The sequence below is a fragment of the Enterobacter sp. ODB01 genome (genome assembly GCF_001623605.1).
GTDB classification, from domain to species: domain Bacteria; phylum Pseudomonadota; class Gammaproteobacteria; order Enterobacterales; family Enterobacteriaceae; genus Enterobacter; species Enterobacter kobei.
Map to the genome: position 1 here is coordinate 2,745,357 of NZ_CP015227.1, position 14,854 is coordinate 2,760,210.

The 14,854-nt window shown below is 54.2% G+C and carries 17 protein-coding genes; 5 read left to right on the plus strand and 12 right to left on the minus strand.

Features of this window, described 5'->3' with window-relative positions; genetic code table 11:
- Nucleotides 1–3: 3 nt before the first annotated feature.
- From A4308_RS13035 to A4308_RS13045, 3 genes are all read right to left on the minus strand, one after another.
- Entirely contained in the window at nt 4–378 is a 375-nt protein-coding gene (locus A4308_RS13035; RefSeq protein ID WP_008500834.1) for a MysB family protein, read from the minus strand.
- Nucleotides 379–475: 97 nt separating this feature from the next.
- Entirely contained in the window at nt 476–1,693 is a 1,218-nt protein-coding gene (gene mdtG, locus A4308_RS13040) for a multidrug efflux MFS transporter MdtG (protein ID WP_014883344.1), read from the minus strand.
- Between the two features lie 142 nt (nt 1,694–1,835).
- Complete coding sequence (locus A4308_RS13045) at nt 1,836–2,762, minus strand: Kdo(2)-lipid IV(A) acyltransferase (RefSeq protein ID WP_023332678.1); 927 nt, start codon at nt 2,760–2,762, stop codon at nt 1,836–1,838.
- Nucleotides 2,763–2,983: 221 nt separating this feature from the next.
- Here A4308_RS13045 and trhO point away from each other — a divergent pair, with 221 nt between their 5' ends.
- Nucleotides 2,984–4,033: an oxygen-dependent tRNA uridine(34) hydroxylase TrhO gene (trhO, locus tag A4308_RS13050; RefSeq protein ID WP_014883346.1), complete on the plus strand. Its 1,050-nt coding sequence runs from the start codon at nt 2,984–2,986 to the stop codon at nt 4,031–4,033.
- A 40-nt stretch (nt 4,034–4,073) separates the two neighbouring features.
- Here trhO and A4308_RS13055 read toward each other — a convergent pair whose 3' ends face one another.
- The 9 genes from A4308_RS13055 to mdtH form a co-directional block, all read right to left on the minus strand.
- Entirely contained in the window at nt 4,074–4,652 is a 579-nt protein-coding gene (locus A4308_RS13055; RefSeq protein ID WP_045281254.1) for a YceI family protein, read from the minus strand.
- A 1-nt stretch (nt 4,653) separates the two neighbouring features.
- Nucleotides 4,654–5,220, minus strand: coding sequence for a cytochrome b (locus tag A4308_RS13060; RefSeq protein ID WP_045281253.1), 567 nt, complete (start codon nt 5,218–5,220; stop codon nt 4,654–4,656).
- A gap of 218 nt (nt 5,221–5,438) precedes the next feature.
- Nucleotides 5,439–5,552 carry a YceO family protein gene (locus A4308_RS13070; RefSeq protein ID WP_014883349.1) on the minus strand — a complete coding sequence of 38 codons (114 nt, stop codon included), beginning with the start codon at nt 5,550–5,552 and terminating at the stop codon, nt 5,439–5,441.
- A 59-nt stretch (nt 5,553–5,611) separates the two neighbouring features.
- Entirely contained in the window at nt 5,612–6,730 is a 1,119-nt protein-coding gene (gene solA, locus A4308_RS13075) for an N-methyl-L-tryptophan oxidase (RefSeq protein WP_045135502.1), read from the minus strand.
- Between the two features lie 116 nt (nt 6,731–6,846).
- On the minus strand, nt 6,847–7,101 hold the full coding sequence (gene bssS / locus A4308_RS13080; RefSeq protein WP_008500827.1) for a biofilm formation regulator BssS: 255 nt from the start codon (nt 7,099–7,101) through the stop codon (nt 6,847–6,849).
- Nucleotides 7,102–7,373: 272 nt separating this feature from the next.
- On the minus strand, nt 7,374–7,619 hold the full coding sequence (dinI, locus tag A4308_RS13085; protein ID WP_014883351.1) for a DNA damage-inducible protein I: 246 nt from the start codon (nt 7,617–7,619) through the stop codon (nt 7,374–7,376).
- A gap of 74 nt (nt 7,620–7,693) precedes the next feature.
- Nucleotides 7,694–8,740 (minus strand): dihydroorotase, encoded by a 1,047-nt coding sequence (gene pyrC / locus A4308_RS13090; protein ID WP_045135503.1) that lies wholly within the window; start codon nt 8,738–8,740, stop codon nt 7,694–7,696.
- A 126-nt stretch (nt 8,741–8,866) separates the two neighbouring features.
- Nucleotides 8,867–9,427, minus strand: a complete 561-nt coding sequence (locus tag A4308_RS13095; RefSeq protein WP_063308635.1) for a lipoprotein — start codon at nt 9,425–9,427, stop codon at nt 8,867–8,869.
- Nucleotides 9,428–9,551: 124 nt separating this feature from the next.
- Nucleotides 9,552–10,760: a multidrug efflux MFS transporter MdtH gene (gene mdtH / locus A4308_RS13100; protein ID WP_014883354.1), complete on the minus strand. Its 1,209-nt coding sequence runs from the start codon at nt 10,758–10,760 to the stop codon at nt 9,552–9,554.
- A gap of 236 nt (nt 10,761–10,996) precedes the next feature.
- On the opposite strand from mdtH, the gene rimJ reads away from it, so the two are divergent.
- The 4 genes from rimJ (at nt 10,997) to murJ (ending at nt 14,832) form a co-directional block, all read left to right on the plus strand.
- Nucleotides 10,997–11,581, plus strand: coding sequence for a ribosomal protein S5-alanine N-acetyltransferase (gene rimJ, locus A4308_RS13105; protein ID WP_014883355.1), 585 nt, complete (start codon nt 10,997–10,999; stop codon nt 11,579–11,581).
- A gap of 9 nt (nt 11,582–11,590) precedes the next feature.
- Complete coding sequence (locus A4308_RS13110; protein ID WP_045135504.1) at nt 11,591–12,241, plus strand: YceH family protein; 651 nt, start codon at nt 11,591–11,593, stop codon at nt 12,239–12,241.
- 2 nt (nt 12,242–12,243) lie between these two features.
- A complete protein-coding gene (locus tag A4308_RS13115) occupies nt 12,244–13,167 on the plus strand; it encodes a Gfo/Idh/MocA family protein (RefSeq protein WP_045281250.1) in 924 nt (307 codons plus the stop codon).
- Between the two features lie 129 nt (nt 13,168–13,296).
- Nucleotides 13,297–14,832: a murein biosynthesis integral membrane protein MurJ gene (murJ, locus tag A4308_RS13120; RefSeq protein ID WP_045269404.1), complete on the plus strand. Its 1,536-nt coding sequence runs from the start codon at nt 13,297–13,299 to the stop codon at nt 14,830–14,832.
- The last annotated feature ends 22 nt before the right edge of the window (nt 14,833–14,854 follow it).

Sequence of the window (14,854 nt, forward strand, 5' to 3'; positions counted from 1 at the left end):
AAATCAACGCTCGTCCCACTCATCGGCTGCGGTTTGACCTTCTTCCGTATCCAGCGGGGGTTCGAGCTGAAATTCGCCCTCATCCCACTCGTGCAGGGTGTTCTCTTCCAGCCACTCCTGCCGTAACTCGATTTCGTCATAATCACCATCAAAGACGGCCTGCGCGCCTTCACCGCTCAGGACCGGCAAACATTCCCCTTCTTCACCTTCATCAGCAAAGAATTCGGCCTGCCACATAATATCCCCGTCCTGCAGAACGTATTTTTGGATATTAAGTTGTTGCACGTCAGCATCTTCTTCCTCAACACCGGGATTGTCGGCGAGGAACTCTTCGCGAGCGGCATCAATAGCTTCTTCCAGCGTGGCGTACATGGTCATTGGTGTCTCCCTGTTTTCCAGAAGGTTTCAGGGAAAGAATAGCTGAAGATCGGATTCTGCAAGTATGAATGCGAAAATAAGCCGTCAGGCTTTCGCCTTATTCTGTCGTGGGGCGTAACGCGCGGGATAAACTCAACCACGAATACATCGCGTTGAACAACACCACGCCCGCCGTCACGATAAAGACGGCGCGGAAACCAAAGCTGGCGGATATACCTGCACCGAGAAGCGGTCCGGTCACGTTACCGATATCGCGAAATGACTGGTTATAGCTAAAGATTCGTCCGGCGATCTGGTTCGTGGAGTTGTAAACCAGCAGGGTCTGTACGGCGGGCAGTAACGCCCCGTCGGCGGCGCCCAGTAAAAAGCGCAGAACCCCCAGTTGCCACGGAGAGTGCACCATCGACATGGGGACAAGCAGCAGGACGGAGATCACCAGTGCGCAGATCAGAATTTTTTCCGGGCCCACCCGATCCCCCAGCTTGCCCAGCCTCGGGGCGCTAAGCAGCGCCGCCACGCCGGGCACGGAGGCAATCAGCCCGCTGATAAAGGCGATGTTACTGACATCACCCGCCAGGTCACGCACGTAGAGCGTCAGAATTGGCGCAATCGAGCCGGTAGCGACCTGAATAATCATTGTCGTGACGAACAGGCTCAGCACCAGTCTGGGATTCTTAAGCGAGGTCAGCACGTCTCTGGCATGGAGCATCTCTTTTTTGGCGACAGGCGTGAAGTTCTCACGGATACAGAGCAGAGTGACGATAAAGCACAGGAACAGCACGCTGGCGGTGATGAAAAAGACCGGGCGCAGGCCGTAATTATCCGCCAGCAGTCCTCCGGCCAGTGGCCCCAGCAAGGCGCCACTTACGCCACCGGTGGAGAGCGTCCCAAGCGCCCAGCCGCTCTTATGGCGCGGAATTTGCGTGGCAATCAGGGCATTCGCATTGGGAATAAATCCGCCCAGTAAACCCAGCAATGCCCGCAATACCAGGAACTGCCAGACGTTTTGCGCGACCCCCATCAGCGCCATGATGATGGCCATCCCCAGCGCAGAACGTAGGAGCATAATTTTTCGGCCCTTGCGATCGGCAAGGCCACCCCAGAAGGGTGAGGCAATCGCGGAGAAGAGAAACGTAATGCTGAAGACCAGTCCAGACCACATATTGAGCGCGCTGTGGCCCGTCACGCCCAGTTGTTCGACGTAGAGCGGCAGGAAAGGCATAACCAGGCTGAACGCCGCACCGGTAAGAAAACAGCCAAGCCACGCAACCGTGAGGTTACGTTTCCAGTTTATGGGGGCATCTGAGGGTGACATAACATTCCGCATAATGAGGTGCTGAGCACCTGAGGCATAAAGTAATAAGCCTGCTAATTATGCGCCTGGGTTATGATTGCCGCAATGCGGAAGCGCTTTTAAAGCTAAAACAGGAGGCGGCCCGAATGGGGCCGCATGAGGATCAATAGCGGGACGGTGTGCCCTGTGGTCGCGTTTTAAAGCGGCGATGCAGCCACATATACTGCTCAGGGGCCAGCATGATGCACTTCTCTACAACGCTGTTCATCCAGCGCGCGGTGGTTTCTGCATCGTCTAACGGCGGCGCGAGCTCCGGTTCGAGCATCATCAGCTCGTAGCCTGAGCCATCCGGCATACGGCGGGGCACAAAGGGGACGATGGCGGCTTTGGACATCCGTGCCAGCATCCAGGTGCCGGTGGTGGTGGCCGCCTCTTCAACGGCGAAGAACGGCACAAATACGCTCGACTGCGGACCGTAGTCGTGGTCGGGAGCATACCAGACCACTTCACCGGATTTAAGGGCGCGGATCATGCCCTTCAGATCCTTACGGTCGATCATGCTTTTATTGGAGCGCATGCGGCCGTTGGTCTGAATGAGATCGATAACCGGGTTGTCGTTTGGACGATAAACACCGATGCCGGGCGCCTGCATGCCAAACATCCGCGCCCCGATCTCCAGCGTCAGAAAATGAACCCCGATCAGCAGAACGCCGGTCTGGTTAGCCTGAAGCGTATGCACGGGCTCCATGCCGGTTCCCGTCACTTTGCTCCAGCGCGCCATGCGCTTATCTGACCAGAACCACGCCATACCGGTTTCCATGAGCCCCATACCGACGGATTCGAAATTCTTCGTGACCATATCGTGGCGCTCTGCCTCGCTCATCTGCGGGAAGCACAGCTCAAGATTTCGGTACGCGATGCGCGCCCGACGCTTCATGAACGTTAGCGCGATTCGGCCTAACGATTTACCTAACCGGAAGATAACAGGGTAGGGAAGCTGTACCAGTAGCCATAAAAAGCCAATGCCAAGCCAGGTCATCCAATAGCGAGGGTGCAAAAGGGCGACGGTAAATTTGGGTAACTGGGTCATGTCTTTCCTGTGTTCAAACGTCCTGTTTCGCTATTGTCGCATTTTTTGAGACGTTGCCAAAATATCTGCCAACGAAACCTGTACGACGAGAGCAATTGTTAAACCTGATTAATCAGGGTGTGTGAAATGTAGCGTAAATTGTGTGGATGTAAATTGGTTTTGTTTGCTATATGATGCCGACCGATTTTTCATTCTCTCTAACGATTCCAGGACTGTACACCATGCCAGTGTTACACAACCGCGTGTCGAATGAGATGTTAAGAGCGCGTATGTTGGCTGAAACCGAACCGCGCACAACCATCTCTTTCTATAAATACTTCACGATCGACGATCCGCAGGCGACCCGCGATGCGCTTTACCAGGCCTTCACGGCGCTGAACGTTTTCGGGCGCGTCTACCTTGCCCGCGAAGGCATCAACGCGCAGATTAGCGTACCGGAAAGCAAAGTCAGCGCTTTCCGCGAGTGTCTTTATCGCTTCGACCCCGCCCTCGACGGCTTACGTCTGAACATTGCCCTGGACGATGACGGGAAATCCTTCTGGGTGCTGCGCATGAAGGTGCGTGAACGCATTGTGGCGGACGGTATTGACGATCCTGAATTTAACCCGGCGAACGTCGGTGAATATCTGAAGGCCGCGGAAGTGAATGCGATGCTGGACGATCCGGATGCCGTGTTCATTGATATGCGTAACCACTATGAATACGAAGTGGGGCATTTCGAGAACGCGATGGAAATCCCGGCCGATACCTTCCGCGAGCAACTGCCTAAAGCGGTTGAGATGATGCAGGAGCATAAAGATAAAAAAATCGTTATGTACTGCACCGGCGGTATCCGCTGTGAGAAAGCCAGCGCGTGGATGAAGCACAACGGCTTTAATAAGGTCTGGCACATTGAAGGCGGCATTATCGAGTACGCCCGCCGCGCGCGCGAGCAGGGTTTACCGGTGCGTTTTATCGGGAAAAACTTTGTCTTTGACGAGCGTATGGGTGAGCGTATTTCGGAAGACGTTATTGCCCAGTGCCACCAGTGCGGTGCGCCGTGCGATACCCATACCAACTGTAAAAACGACGGTTGCCATCTACTGTTCATCCAGTGCCCTGCCTGTGCCGAGAAGTTTAACGGTTGCTGCAGTGAACTGTGCAGTGAAGAGAGTATTCTGCCGGAAGAAGAGCAGCGTCGGCGTCGTGCGGGACGAGAAAACGGCAATAAGATTTTTAATAAATCACGCGGCCGTCTGAATACCAAACTGGGTATTCCCGACCCGGAATGATAATAACGCCCGGCAGGCGAGATCCTGCCGGGCGAATCTATTATGACTTCTGCTGCACACCTTCAACAGAAATAACCAGCTCAACATACTGAGACGCCGGACCCAAATCCGTTGTGATATTAAAATCTTTCAGGTGAATTTTTCCTGCCGCTTCAAAACCTGCGCGTTTACCCCCCCACGGATCGTCACCCTGGCCGATCAATTTTGCATCCAGAGTCACGGGTTTCGTAACGCCATTCAGGGTAAGATTACCGGTAATATTCAACTTATCACCGTCTTTTTTCACGTCCGTAGAGGTGAAAGTCGCTTTCGGGAATTTAGTGACGTTCAGGAACTCTGCGCTGCGCAGGTGTTTATCGCGCTCAGCATGATTGGTGTCAACGCTGTTCGTATTAATGGTCACATTGACTTTATCCGCCGCAGGATTTTTCTCGTCAAAGGTGAATGTGCCGTCAAAATCTTTAAAGGTACCGTACAGCCAGCTGTATCCCAGATGCTGAATACGGAAATTGACGAACGCGTGCTGGCCCTCTTTATCAATTTTATAATCCGCCGCCACGGCGGAACCGGTGGTGAATAACAGAGAGCCCAGTGCGATACCCAGCAGGTGTTTTTTCATTTTATACTCCAGAGTCAATTGACGAGCGGCCAAGCATGCGCTTGAGCGTATCGTCTTTATCAAAAAAGTGGTGTTTAAGGGCGGCAAGCCCGTGCAGCACGGACAGGATCACCACGCTCCAGGCAAGCCAGAGGTGGACCACCCCCGCCGTGTCGGCCTGAACCCCAGCATCACTGAGCGTTGCTGGCACCTCGAACAGACCAAAAACGCTGATCGGCTTGCCGTCTGCCGTCGAAATGAGATAGCCGCTGATCAGAATGGCGAAGAGCAGCGCATAAAGCGCAATATGCGCGGCGACAGCACTGAAACGGGTCAATTTACTGTGGGTCTTCGGTGCTGCAGGTGGCGGGGAGATATGTCGCCATATCACGCGGAAAATCAGCCCCAGCATCAGCAAAACGCCGATGCTTTTATGCAACTCCGGCGCCTGGTGATACCAGCCGTCGTAATAGCTGAGCGTGACCATCCAGAGTCCAAGTCCGAACATGCCATAGACGGCAATGGCAAATATCCAGTGCAAACTTATGGATATTATTCCGTAGCGCCGGGAGGAGTTACGCAATTGCATCAGAATGTCCATTTTCAAATTAACCGAAACGTAAAAATGAACGGGAAGGCAAGATATTGCAACTGAAATAAGAGTATATGGATTTTTATTTTATTTATTTCAGCAATTTTGAAAAGGAACCGCAAAGGTAATTCAAAGGCTTCGTGCAAGGCGGAATAAGCAGGGGAAAAGAGATTAAATAAACATAAAGTAACGTCAATAAATGTCAGTCAACGCTTTCAATAAAATACAATGTAAATAAAATCAACGATCGCAAGTAGTGCCCACAGTAAGATATAGAGCATAAAATGTTCGCGAATATTATTGACGAGAAAACTCACGATCCTGCGCATAATGCCCCATGATTCACCGTAAAGAAAACGGGCCCCGAACTGTCCGGAGCCCATAGCGATTATCCGTTAAAACGCGCGAGTGAGAAGGGCGTCAGATCAAACTGAGGCGTGATACCCTGAGCAAATTGCGCGGCGATTTCACCCAGCACGGAAGCGAACTTAAATCCGTGTCCGCTCAGCCCGGTAATGAGCAGGGTGTTGTCATGTCCTGGCAGCGTATCAATGATAAAGTCTTCATCCGGCGTGTTGTCGTAGGTGCAGGCCGCGCCGTAGAGCAGGCCACCCACGCCCGGGAGAATATTGCGCAGGAACGAGAAGGCTTCTGAACCATCCTGCGGACAAGCACCAAACGGTTTACGCTCGTCAGGTGAGGAGATAACTTGCCCCCCGTTGTGTTTTCCAATCTTGAGCGCGTCTTTTTCGGAAGGGAAACCGTAGAACTGATCGCCATTGGGCAACTCGCCGGTGAACGCCGGGAATTTATTCTGGGCACTGTAGCGACCATCCGACTGGAACCACGAAAAGACCTTACGCACGGGCTGGATCGGCAGGTCTGGCAGCAGGCGGGTGACCCAGGTTCCAGCGCTGATAAGCAAACGAGACGCCGAATATTCACCGTCCAGAGTCGTTACCGTCACGCCATCTGCGTTATGCGTGATGGCCTCCACCGGACAGTTAAACAATTGCGCACAGCCCGCTTTGGCGGCAAGGTCGATCCAGGTTTTGATGGCGGTTTCACAGTGCAACACCCCGGAGTTGGCTTCAAAGAGGCCAATATAATCGTCCGGGACGGTAATTTCTGGCCAGCGCGCGGTGATAGCCGGCGCGTCCAGCTTCTCAACCTCCAGATTAAAGGCCTTTGCGCTGCGTTCCACATTAGCCAGAAATTCCGAACGGGCCGGGCCAAGATTGATGACGCCCGTACGTTCGAAAATGCGCTCTTCAGTCTCTTTAGCCAGCTCGTCCCACAGCGTCTGGGCACGAAGCACCAGCGGAACATAGCGTTCCCCCTCGCCATAGGCATGGCGAATGAGACGCGTGTCGCCGTGGTGGCTACCTTCGCTATGGGGCGGCAGGTGAGAGTCAATCATCAGGACATTGAGTCCTGCCTGTGTCGCGTAATACCCGGCGGCCGATCCTACGGAGCCACTGCCAATAATGATTAGGTCATATCTCATATGCATCTCGTCACGTACGTTTTTTTTAGCAGAGTAATTAACAAAGCGGGTGCAAACAAGCGGGAAATAAATAAGGCACCGCGTGGGTGCCTGTTGAAAGAAAAGTGAGCATTCGGTTAGTGCCGTTTATACTCATTTTCCTGATAGTCGCCAGATTCTATTTTTGCAATTCCTGCCTCTAAAATAGAAATAAACTGACGGGCGACGTCTGTCGTAAGCCACAGCGTCTGTCCAACTTCCGCTTCTTCACGGTTCAGCTGATTTGGGGTCTGGTAGTGCAAACGCAGCATCAGTGCATCGTAGCTGTCTACGGTACTGATATCCCAGCCAACGAGTGGGTGGGTCTGGATGACTTCGCTATTCTTTTCCATTATAACCCCCATAATGCGTGTTAGAAGACAACGACTTCGAGGTTCAATGCATGTTTTTCTGAAAGCAACTTCAGTATACAAGTAATAAGGGTTCCTAAGGGAAAAATAAACAGCTAGCAACACATTTTTCTGCTTTTTAGGATTGTTCGAGCAATAAAACACCATCTTGTTCACGATTTTTAAAGAAGTTGCCGAATTATTTTGAACTTTCTGGAATTTCAGGCAAAAAAAAGCCGGGGCGACCCGGCAAAAAACACAATGAGGGAGCAGTGTTAATCTGTGATGAACCAGTCGTCCGCGCTCTCCCACGTTTCCTGCAGGATTTCGCTGATGCGATCTTTATCTTCTTTTGCACCGCCAATGACGGAAAGGTTGTTCGCCGCGGCGTAACGAACAGTGACGGCGCCTGCATTGTCGGGGAAGGTGTTATGAATACGACGGGATAATTCGCCTGCCAGTGCGTCAAGCGCGCCAGCAGGCAGAACGGTAGTTTTGGCTATGGTGACTTCAATACGCATAAATGCCCCCTGTGTAATATACTGTTTATTTATACAGGTATATTGTTCGTTTGACAACAAGGGGCGTTGATTATTTAGCGTTTTACCGTCCAGTTGACGGTTTCGCCTGCCAGGAAGGGGATCAGCGTATCATCCGTCAGGGCAATGGATGCCTCCACCTGGCTCGCTTTGCGCTCCAGTTCAATGAACGTGTCATTGACCGGCAGGCCGTAAAAGCGCGGGCCGTTGAGGGAGCAGAACGCTTCGAAATGTTCCAGCGCGTCCATCTCTTCAAATACCGTTGCATAGCTGGCAAGGGCCGTAGGGGCGTTGAAACAGCCTGCGCAGCCGCAGCTCGCCTCTTTACGATGGCGGGCGTGAGGCGCGGAGTCTGTGCCGAGGAAAGCGCGTGAGAAACCGCTGGCAACCAGTTCGCGCAGCGCCTGCTGGTGAACGTTGCGCTTAAGGATCGGCAGGCAGTACAGGTGAGGGCGTACCCCGCCTACCAGCATGTGGTTACGGTTAAACATCAGATGCTGTGGGGTGATGGTGGCGGCAATCAACTCGTTGCCGTCACGCACATATTCTGCGGCGTCTTTGGTGGTGATATGTTCAAAGACCACTTTAAGCGCAGGCAGGCGCTGACGCAGCGGTTCCATCACGGTCTCGATAAAGCGGGCTTCACGGTCGAAGATATCAATCTCGGCATGCGTGACTTCGCCGTGTACCAGCAACGGCATGCCCAGTTTCTGCATACGTTCCAGCACCGGCATGATGGCATCAATGCTGGTGACGCCGTGGCTGGAGTTGGTGGTGGCGTTTGCAGGATAGAGTTTCGCCGCCGTAAAAACGCCTTCGTTAAACCCGCGCTCAACTTCGTCCGGATCGAGAGAATCGGTCAGATAGCAGGTCATCAGCGGGGTGAAATTATGTCCAGCCGGGACGGCATCCAGAATGCGCTGGCGGTAGGCAATCGCGGCATCGACGGAGGTGACTGGCGGAACCAGGTTTGGCATGACAATCGCGCGGCCATAAATTTCACTGGTATAAGGCACGACGGTTTTCAGCATATCGCCATCGCGCAGATGGATATGCCAGTCGTCAGGGCGGCGGATTTTAAGAACCTGGGGTTGTGCAGTCATGGAAGCTCCGGCTTGTCAGGAATCAGTCATAAGGATGGCTGTTTTTGCCGGACACAAATCATAAGCGGAAACGTTTTCGTTTGCACACTTTTCCGTAAAAAAAAGGGCGCCGCAGCGCCCTTCAGGTTAATCGGTGAAAGAAATGATGATTTCTCCCGGTTTCACCTCTATCCCTTTTGCGTATTTTTTCGCAAGGGCTTCACCCTTACTTTTGTCTTCGCTTAAGACATACGCCGGTTGCTGATTGAAATAGTTACGCAGCGACTGGTTCAGATAGGGCATCAGGGTTTGCAGAACCGGTGCCATCTTGTCCGGTGAAACCTGCGCATCGACCACTTCCATCTCCTGCAGGAAAATCGCGCCCTTCTCTTTGTTGAAAACCGGAAGTGCCTTCAGCTTGAGCTTGATGTTGGCTTTCTGGTTGCCAAAAAGGGAGGTCATATCAAGGCTGGCATCCCCGGCGAGGGTGACTTTGTTGGGCTCTTCACGACCAATCTGGCTGGTGAGATTGGTGAGAATGATATGCGCATCGGCAAGGCCTGGCACACCAATGTCTTTGGAGAAATTGTTATGTTTTTCCAGCGCCTGATTAATTTCCTGTTCACTGACGGTGTATTGCGTAAGCTGATTGCAGCCCACCAGCAGGCCGCTAACGATAAATGCGGCGGCAATGACAATTTTCTTCATGGTGTTCCTCAACGAAAAATCGGCGCTTCTGTCCTGTAGCGTCAGTATGTCAGTGTGAAATGGCAGAAACCAGCAGAAAATACTGAGAAGTGAGGCGGGAGAGTTCTCCCGCCAACGAGAAGGATTATGCGCCCGGCTCGAGCATACCGCTCGCGCTGCGCTTCTGGCTGAACTGCCACCAGAGGGCCAGTAACGTCATAAAGCCCACTGCGCCGAGCATCATCCACGGCAGTTCCGGTTGATTCAGCGCTTTACCGGCATCGAACAGCCAGCCGCCGCCGGTGTAGCCTAACGCGCCACCAAAGGCCAGACCGAGTCGGCTGAATCCCATATAGCTGCCGCGGGCACGCGCGTCCGCAAGCGAGGCGCTCAGCGTTTCCCGGGCGGGCTCGGCGATGATGGAGCCGATATAGAAGGTGCAAATCAGCGTAAACAGCTGCTGGAGCGAGCTCACCAGACCGATCGGCATCATGCTCAGCGTCATCAGAAACAGCCCGGCCATCAGGCGATGTTCCAGGCGAAAACGCCGTTCGCTCCAGCGGGCGATGGGGTAGAGCAGCGTCAGTGACAGGCAGGCTTCAATGGCGTACATCCATTTAACGGCAGCAGGCGTGCCCGCAATATCGTTTACCATGATCGGCAGCATCAGCATCACCTGCACGGCCAGCATGTAATACCCGGTCAGGGTCAATACGTAGGTGACAAAACGCTTGTCGCGAAGCACGCGACCTAGCCCTTCGCGCACCGGCGCTTTTACCGTCGACAGTTTCCAGGCGGGAAGATAGAGACCGTTAAACAGCGCGCACAGAATAAAGAGTACCGCCCCGGCCGCACAGACCAGACGGAAATCGTACTGCAGCAGCCAGCTTCCCAGCAATGCGCCAACCACCGCGCCGGCACTGTCCTGCATCATCAGAATGGAGAAGAAACGCCCCCGGTGCTGCGGGCGAATCAGCTTCACCACCAGCGCGGTACGGGGCGGGTCAAACAGCGTGCCGCCGATACCTGAGAGGAAGCAGGAGAACCAGAGCAGCCAGGGCTCGTGGGCAACGGCCATCGTGGCAAAGCCTGCCGCGCGGAGCAGCATACCGGTCACGATCATTGGTTTAGCGCCAAAGCGGTCAGCGATCGCGCCGCCAAAGACGCCCAGACCCTGCTGGACAAACTGACGCAGTCCCAGGGCAATACCGACCATTACCGCCGCCCAGCCCATTTGATCGACAAAGCGGATCGAGATGAGAGGGAACACGACAAAAAAGCCGAGCACGACCAGCATGTTATCGACTAACAGGAAATATTTACCCAGGCTCCTCGCCTGTGATACGCGGGACATTTTCCCTCCAGGGAAAATAAGAAGGTGAGCACGCTAACATTCTGCGGTGTCGCCACGTTTTTTCCCACCCCTGGACGCGACAATATTTTTTTATCAAAAGGGTGCTTTGATAGAGAGTTTTCATTGAAAAAGGTGAAAAGAGGTGAAAATGGTATGTCACTGTTTTCACAGACGGCACGGGCGCAGGTATAGTAAAGCTAATGGGCAAGCTGAAGTGACGGGAAGGAGTGGTATTGATGTTTGGCTATCGCAGTAATGTGCCAAAAGTGCGTCTGACAACGGACCGGCTGGTCGTTCGTCTGGTGCATGAGCGTGATGCCTGGCGTCTGGCGGATTATTACGCCGAGAATCGCCAGTTTTTGAAACCCTGGGAACCCGTTCGGGATGAGAGCCATTGTTACCCCTCCGGCTGGCAGGCGCGCCTCAGCATGATTGCGGAATTTCATAAGCAGGGTAGCGCGTTTTATTTTGCGTTGCTGGATCCAGAAGAGAAAGAAATTATCGGGATCGCCAATTTCTCGAATGTGGTGCGCGGGTCGTTTCACGCCTGTTACCTTGGCTACTCCATCGGTCAGAAATGGCAGGGGCAGGGGCTGATGTACGAGGCGTTAACGGCGGCAATCCGCTATATGCAACGTACGCAACACATTCATCGCATTATGGCGAACTATATGCCGCATAATCAGCGCAGCGGAAATTTACTGGCGCGCTTAGGGTTCGAGAAAGAAGGTTACGCCAAAGACTATTTGTTGATAGACGGCGAGTGGCGTGACCACGTGCTGACGGCGTTAACCACCCGTGACTGGACTGCAGGTCGTTAAGGAGAAAAGATGAAGTATCAGCTAAACGGTACAGAAGCGCGCGTGATTGGGTGCTTACTCGAAAAACAGGTCACCACGCCGGAACAGTATCCGCTTTCTGTTAACGCCGTGACCATGGCCTGTAACCAAAAAACGAACCGTGAGCCGGTGATGAACCTCAGCGAGCATGACGTTCAGGAGGTGCTGGATGCGCTGGTAAAACGCCACTATCTGCGCACCGTCAGCGGCTTCGGTAACCGCGTGACCAAATACGAACAGCGTTTCTGTAACTCCGAATTTGGCGACCTGAAGCTGAGCAGCGCCGAAGTGGCGGTCGTTACTACGCTGCTGTTGCGCGGGGCGCAGACGCCAGGGGAGCTGCGCACGCGTGCTTCCCGTATGCATGAGTTTAGCGACATGCAGGAAGTTGAGCAGACGCTGGAGGGGCTGGCCGCACGTGAAGATGGCCCGTACGTTGTCCGTCTGGCCCGCGAGCCGGGTAAACGTGAAAGCCGCTATATGCATCTCTTCTGCGGTGACGTTGATATTTCAGTTAAGTCTCCTGTAACCGATATAACAACTGGCGATGACGATTTGGTTGCCCGTGTGGAGGCTCTGGAAGGTGAGGTTGCCGGGTTGAAACAACGTCTGGATGCATTACTGGCACATTTGGGAGACTGACGGTGAAAAAATTACGCATTGGCGTCGTGGGGCTGGGCGGAATAGCGCAAAAAGCCTGGCTACCGGTTTTAGGGGCTGCGACCGACTGGACGCTGCAAGGCGCATGGTCTCCTGGCCGTGAAAAAGCAGAGCGTATCTGCGCAACCTGGCGTATTCCGTATGCCGCCTCGCTGCAGGATCTGGCCCGCGAGTGTGACGCCGTCTTTGTGCATACCTCTACGGCCACCCACTATCAGGTGGTAAGCGAGCTGCTCAATGCGGGCGTCCACGTCTGCGTGGATAAACCGCTGGCGGAAAACGTGCAGGACGCCGAACGCCTGATTGATCTGGCGGCGCGTAAAAACCTGACCCTGATGGTGGGGTTTAACCGCCGCTTTGCGCCGCTTTACCAGCAGCTGAAAGCGCAGTCCGGCAATATGGCTTCGCTGCGTATGGATAAGCATCGTACCGACAGCGTAGGGCCGAACGATCTGCGTTTTACCCTTCTTGATGATTATCTTCACGTGGTGGATACCGCGCTGTGGCTGAGCAACGGTAATGCACAGCTGAAAAGCGGCACCCTGGTCACTAACGAACGAGGGGAGATGGTGTACGCGGAACACCATTTTGCCGTTGAGCATCTTCAGATTACCACCAGTATGCACCGTCGTGCGGGCAGCCAGCGTGAGTTCGTTCAGGCCGTCACCGACGGTGCGCTGTATGACATTACCGATATGCGCGAGTGGCGCGAAGAGAAGGGCAATGGCGTTGCTACGCCTCCTGCACCCGGCTGGCAAAGTACGCTTGAGCAGCGTGGTTTCGCAGGATGTGCCCGTCACTTCATCACCTGTGTGCAAAATCAGACGGTTCCTGAAACGTCCGGCGAGCAGGCCATTCTGGCGCAGCGCATTGTGGAAAGGCTCTGGCGCGATGCCATGAGTGAATAATTCGCTGTAACATCTGCCGATAGTAATTCGATGAAATCCGGTTAGACTAAGCGCCGCTTGTTGGCTTTGCCGGGTAGCGCTTACGCTAACCCGGCCTACACATCCGTATGGTTCTGGAAATTCACGTTAATGAACTTATTAAAATCGCTGGCGGCAGTCAGCTCGATGACCATGTTTTCTCGCGTGCTGGGCTTTGCACGTGACGCGATTGTGGCAAGGGTTTTTGGTGCAGGAATGGCGACGGACGCCTTTTTCGTCGCGTTCAAATTGCCAAATCTGTTGCGTCGTATTTTTGCGGAAGGGGCATTTTCGCAGGCATTTGTGCCTATTCTCGCGGAATATAAAAGCAAGCAGGGCGAGGATGCGACCCGCGTCTTTGTCTCTTACGTCTCTGGGCTACTGACCCTGGCGCTAGCCGTGGTGACCGTTATCGGGATGCTGGCCGCGCCGTGGGTGATTCTGGTGACCGCCCCCGGTTTTGCCGATACGGCTGATAAATTTGCACTGACCTCGCAGCTGCTGCGCATTACCTTCCCCTATATTCTGCTGATCTCGCTGGCCTCGCTGGTGGGGGCGATACTGAACACCTGGAACCGTTTCTCCGTTCCGGCGTTTGCGCCGACGTTCCTTAACGTCAGCATGATCGGTTTTGCCCTGTTCGCCGCGCCGCATTTCAACCCACCGGTACTGGCGCTGGCCTGGGCGGTAACCGTGGGCGGCGTGCTGCAGCTGGCGTATCAGCTGCCGCACCTGAAGAAAATCGGTATGCTGGTGCTGCCGCGCATTAATCTCAAAGATGCCGGCGCGATGCGCGTGATTAAGCAGATGGGGCCCGCCATTCTTGGCGTCTCCGTCAGCCAGATCTCGCTTATCATCAACACCATCTTTGCCTCTTTCCTGGTGTCGGGCTCTGTGTCGTGGATGTACTACGCGGACCGTCTGATGGAGTTTCCATCCGGTGTGCTGGGCGTGGCGCTGGGGACCATCCTGCTGCCGTCGCTGTCAAAAAGCTTTGCCAGCGGCAACCATGATGAATACTGCCGCCTGATGGACTGGGGGTTACGTCTCTGCTTCCTGCTGGCATTGCCAAGTGCGGTGGCGCTGGGGATTCTGGCCAAGCCGCTGACTGTGTCCCTGTTCCAGTACGGTAAATTCACTGCCTTTGACGCCGCGATGACCCAGCGGGCGCTGATTGCCTACTCCGTCGGCTTGATGGGGCTGATTGTCGTCAAGGTGCTGGCTCCGGGGTTCTACTCGCGTCAGGACATTAAAACGCCGGTGAAAATTGCCATTGTGACGCTGATTATGACGCAGCTGATGAACCTGGCGTTTATCGGCCCGCTGAAGCATGCCGGTCTGTCGCTGTCTATTGGTCTGGCGGCCTGTCTGAATGCCGGGCTGTTGTACTGGCAACTGCGCAAGCAGGATATCTTTACGCCGCAGCCGGGCTGGGCGAGCTTCCTTGTGCGGTTGATTATTGCAGTACTGGTGATGTCTGCGGCATTACTCGGGATGATGCATGTTATGCCAGAGTGGTCCCAGGGCACGATGCCTTATCGTCTGATGCGGCTGATGGCCGTGGTGGGCGTCGGGGTGGTAGCTTACTTTGCCACGCTCGCCGTACTGGGCTTCAAAGTGAAAGAGTTTGCCCGCCGTACGGCATAAACGCCAAAAGGGGAGTTCACCT

Bases quoted from the DNA above. Each gene is read 5' to 3' on its own strand.
- A4308_RS13035 (WP_008500834.1), bottom strand. From the start codon at position 378: ATGACCATGTACGCCACGCTGGAAGAAGCTATTGATGCCGCTCGCGAA.
- mdtG (WP_014883344.1), bottom strand. From the start codon at position 1,693: ATGTCACCCTCAGATGCCCCCATAAACTGGAAACGTAACCTCACGGTT.
- A4308_RS13045 (WP_023332678.1), bottom strand. From the start codon at position 2,762: ATGACCCAGTTACCCAAATTTACCGTCGCCCTTTTGCACCCTCGCTAT.
- trhO (WP_014883346.1), top strand. From the start codon at position 2,984: ATGCCAGTGTTACACAACCGCGTGTCGAATGAGATGTTAAGAGCGCGT.
- A4308_RS13055 (WP_045281254.1), bottom strand. From the start codon at position 4,652: ATGAAAAAACACCTGCTGGGTATCGCACTGGGCTCTCTGTTATTCACC.
- A4308_RS13060 (WP_045281253.1), bottom strand. From the start codon at position 5,220: ATGCAATTGCGTAACTCCTCCCGGCGCTACGGAATAATATCCATAAGT.
- A4308_RS13070 (WP_014883349.1), bottom strand. From the start codon at position 5,552: ATGCGCAGGATCGTGAGTTTTCTCGTCAATAATATTCGCGAACATTTT.
- solA (WP_045135502.1), bottom strand. From the start codon at position 6,730: ATGAGATATGACCTAATCATTATTGGCAGTGGCTCCGTAGGATCGGCC.
- bssS (WP_008500827.1), bottom strand. From the start codon at position 7,101: ATGGAAAAGAATAGCGAAGTCATCCAGACCCACCCACTCGTTGGCTGG.
- dinI (WP_014883351.1), bottom strand. From the start codon at position 7,619: ATGCGTATTGAAGTCACCATAGCCAAAACTACCGTTCTGCCTGCTGGC.
- pyrC (WP_045135503.1), bottom strand. From the start codon at position 8,740: ATGACTGCACAACCCCAGGTTCTTAAAATCCGCCGCCCTGACGACTGG.
- A4308_RS13095 (WP_063308635.1), bottom strand. From the start codon at position 9,427: ATGAAGAAAATTGTCATTGCCGCCGCATTTATCGTTAGCGGCCTGCTG.
- mdtH (WP_014883354.1), bottom strand. From the start codon at position 10,760: ATGTCCCGCGTATCACAGGCGAGGAGCCTGGGTAAATATTTCCTGTTA.
- rimJ (WP_014883355.1), top strand. From the start codon at position 10,997: ATGTTTGGCTATCGCAGTAATGTGCCAAAAGTGCGTCTGACAACGGAC.
- A4308_RS13110 (WP_045135504.1), top strand. From the start codon at position 11,591: ATGAAGTATCAGCTAAACGGTACAGAAGCGCGCGTGATTGGGTGCTTA.
- murJ (WP_045269404.1), top strand. From the start codon at position 13,297: ATGAACTTATTAAAATCGCTGGCGGCAGTCAGCTCGATGACCATGTTT.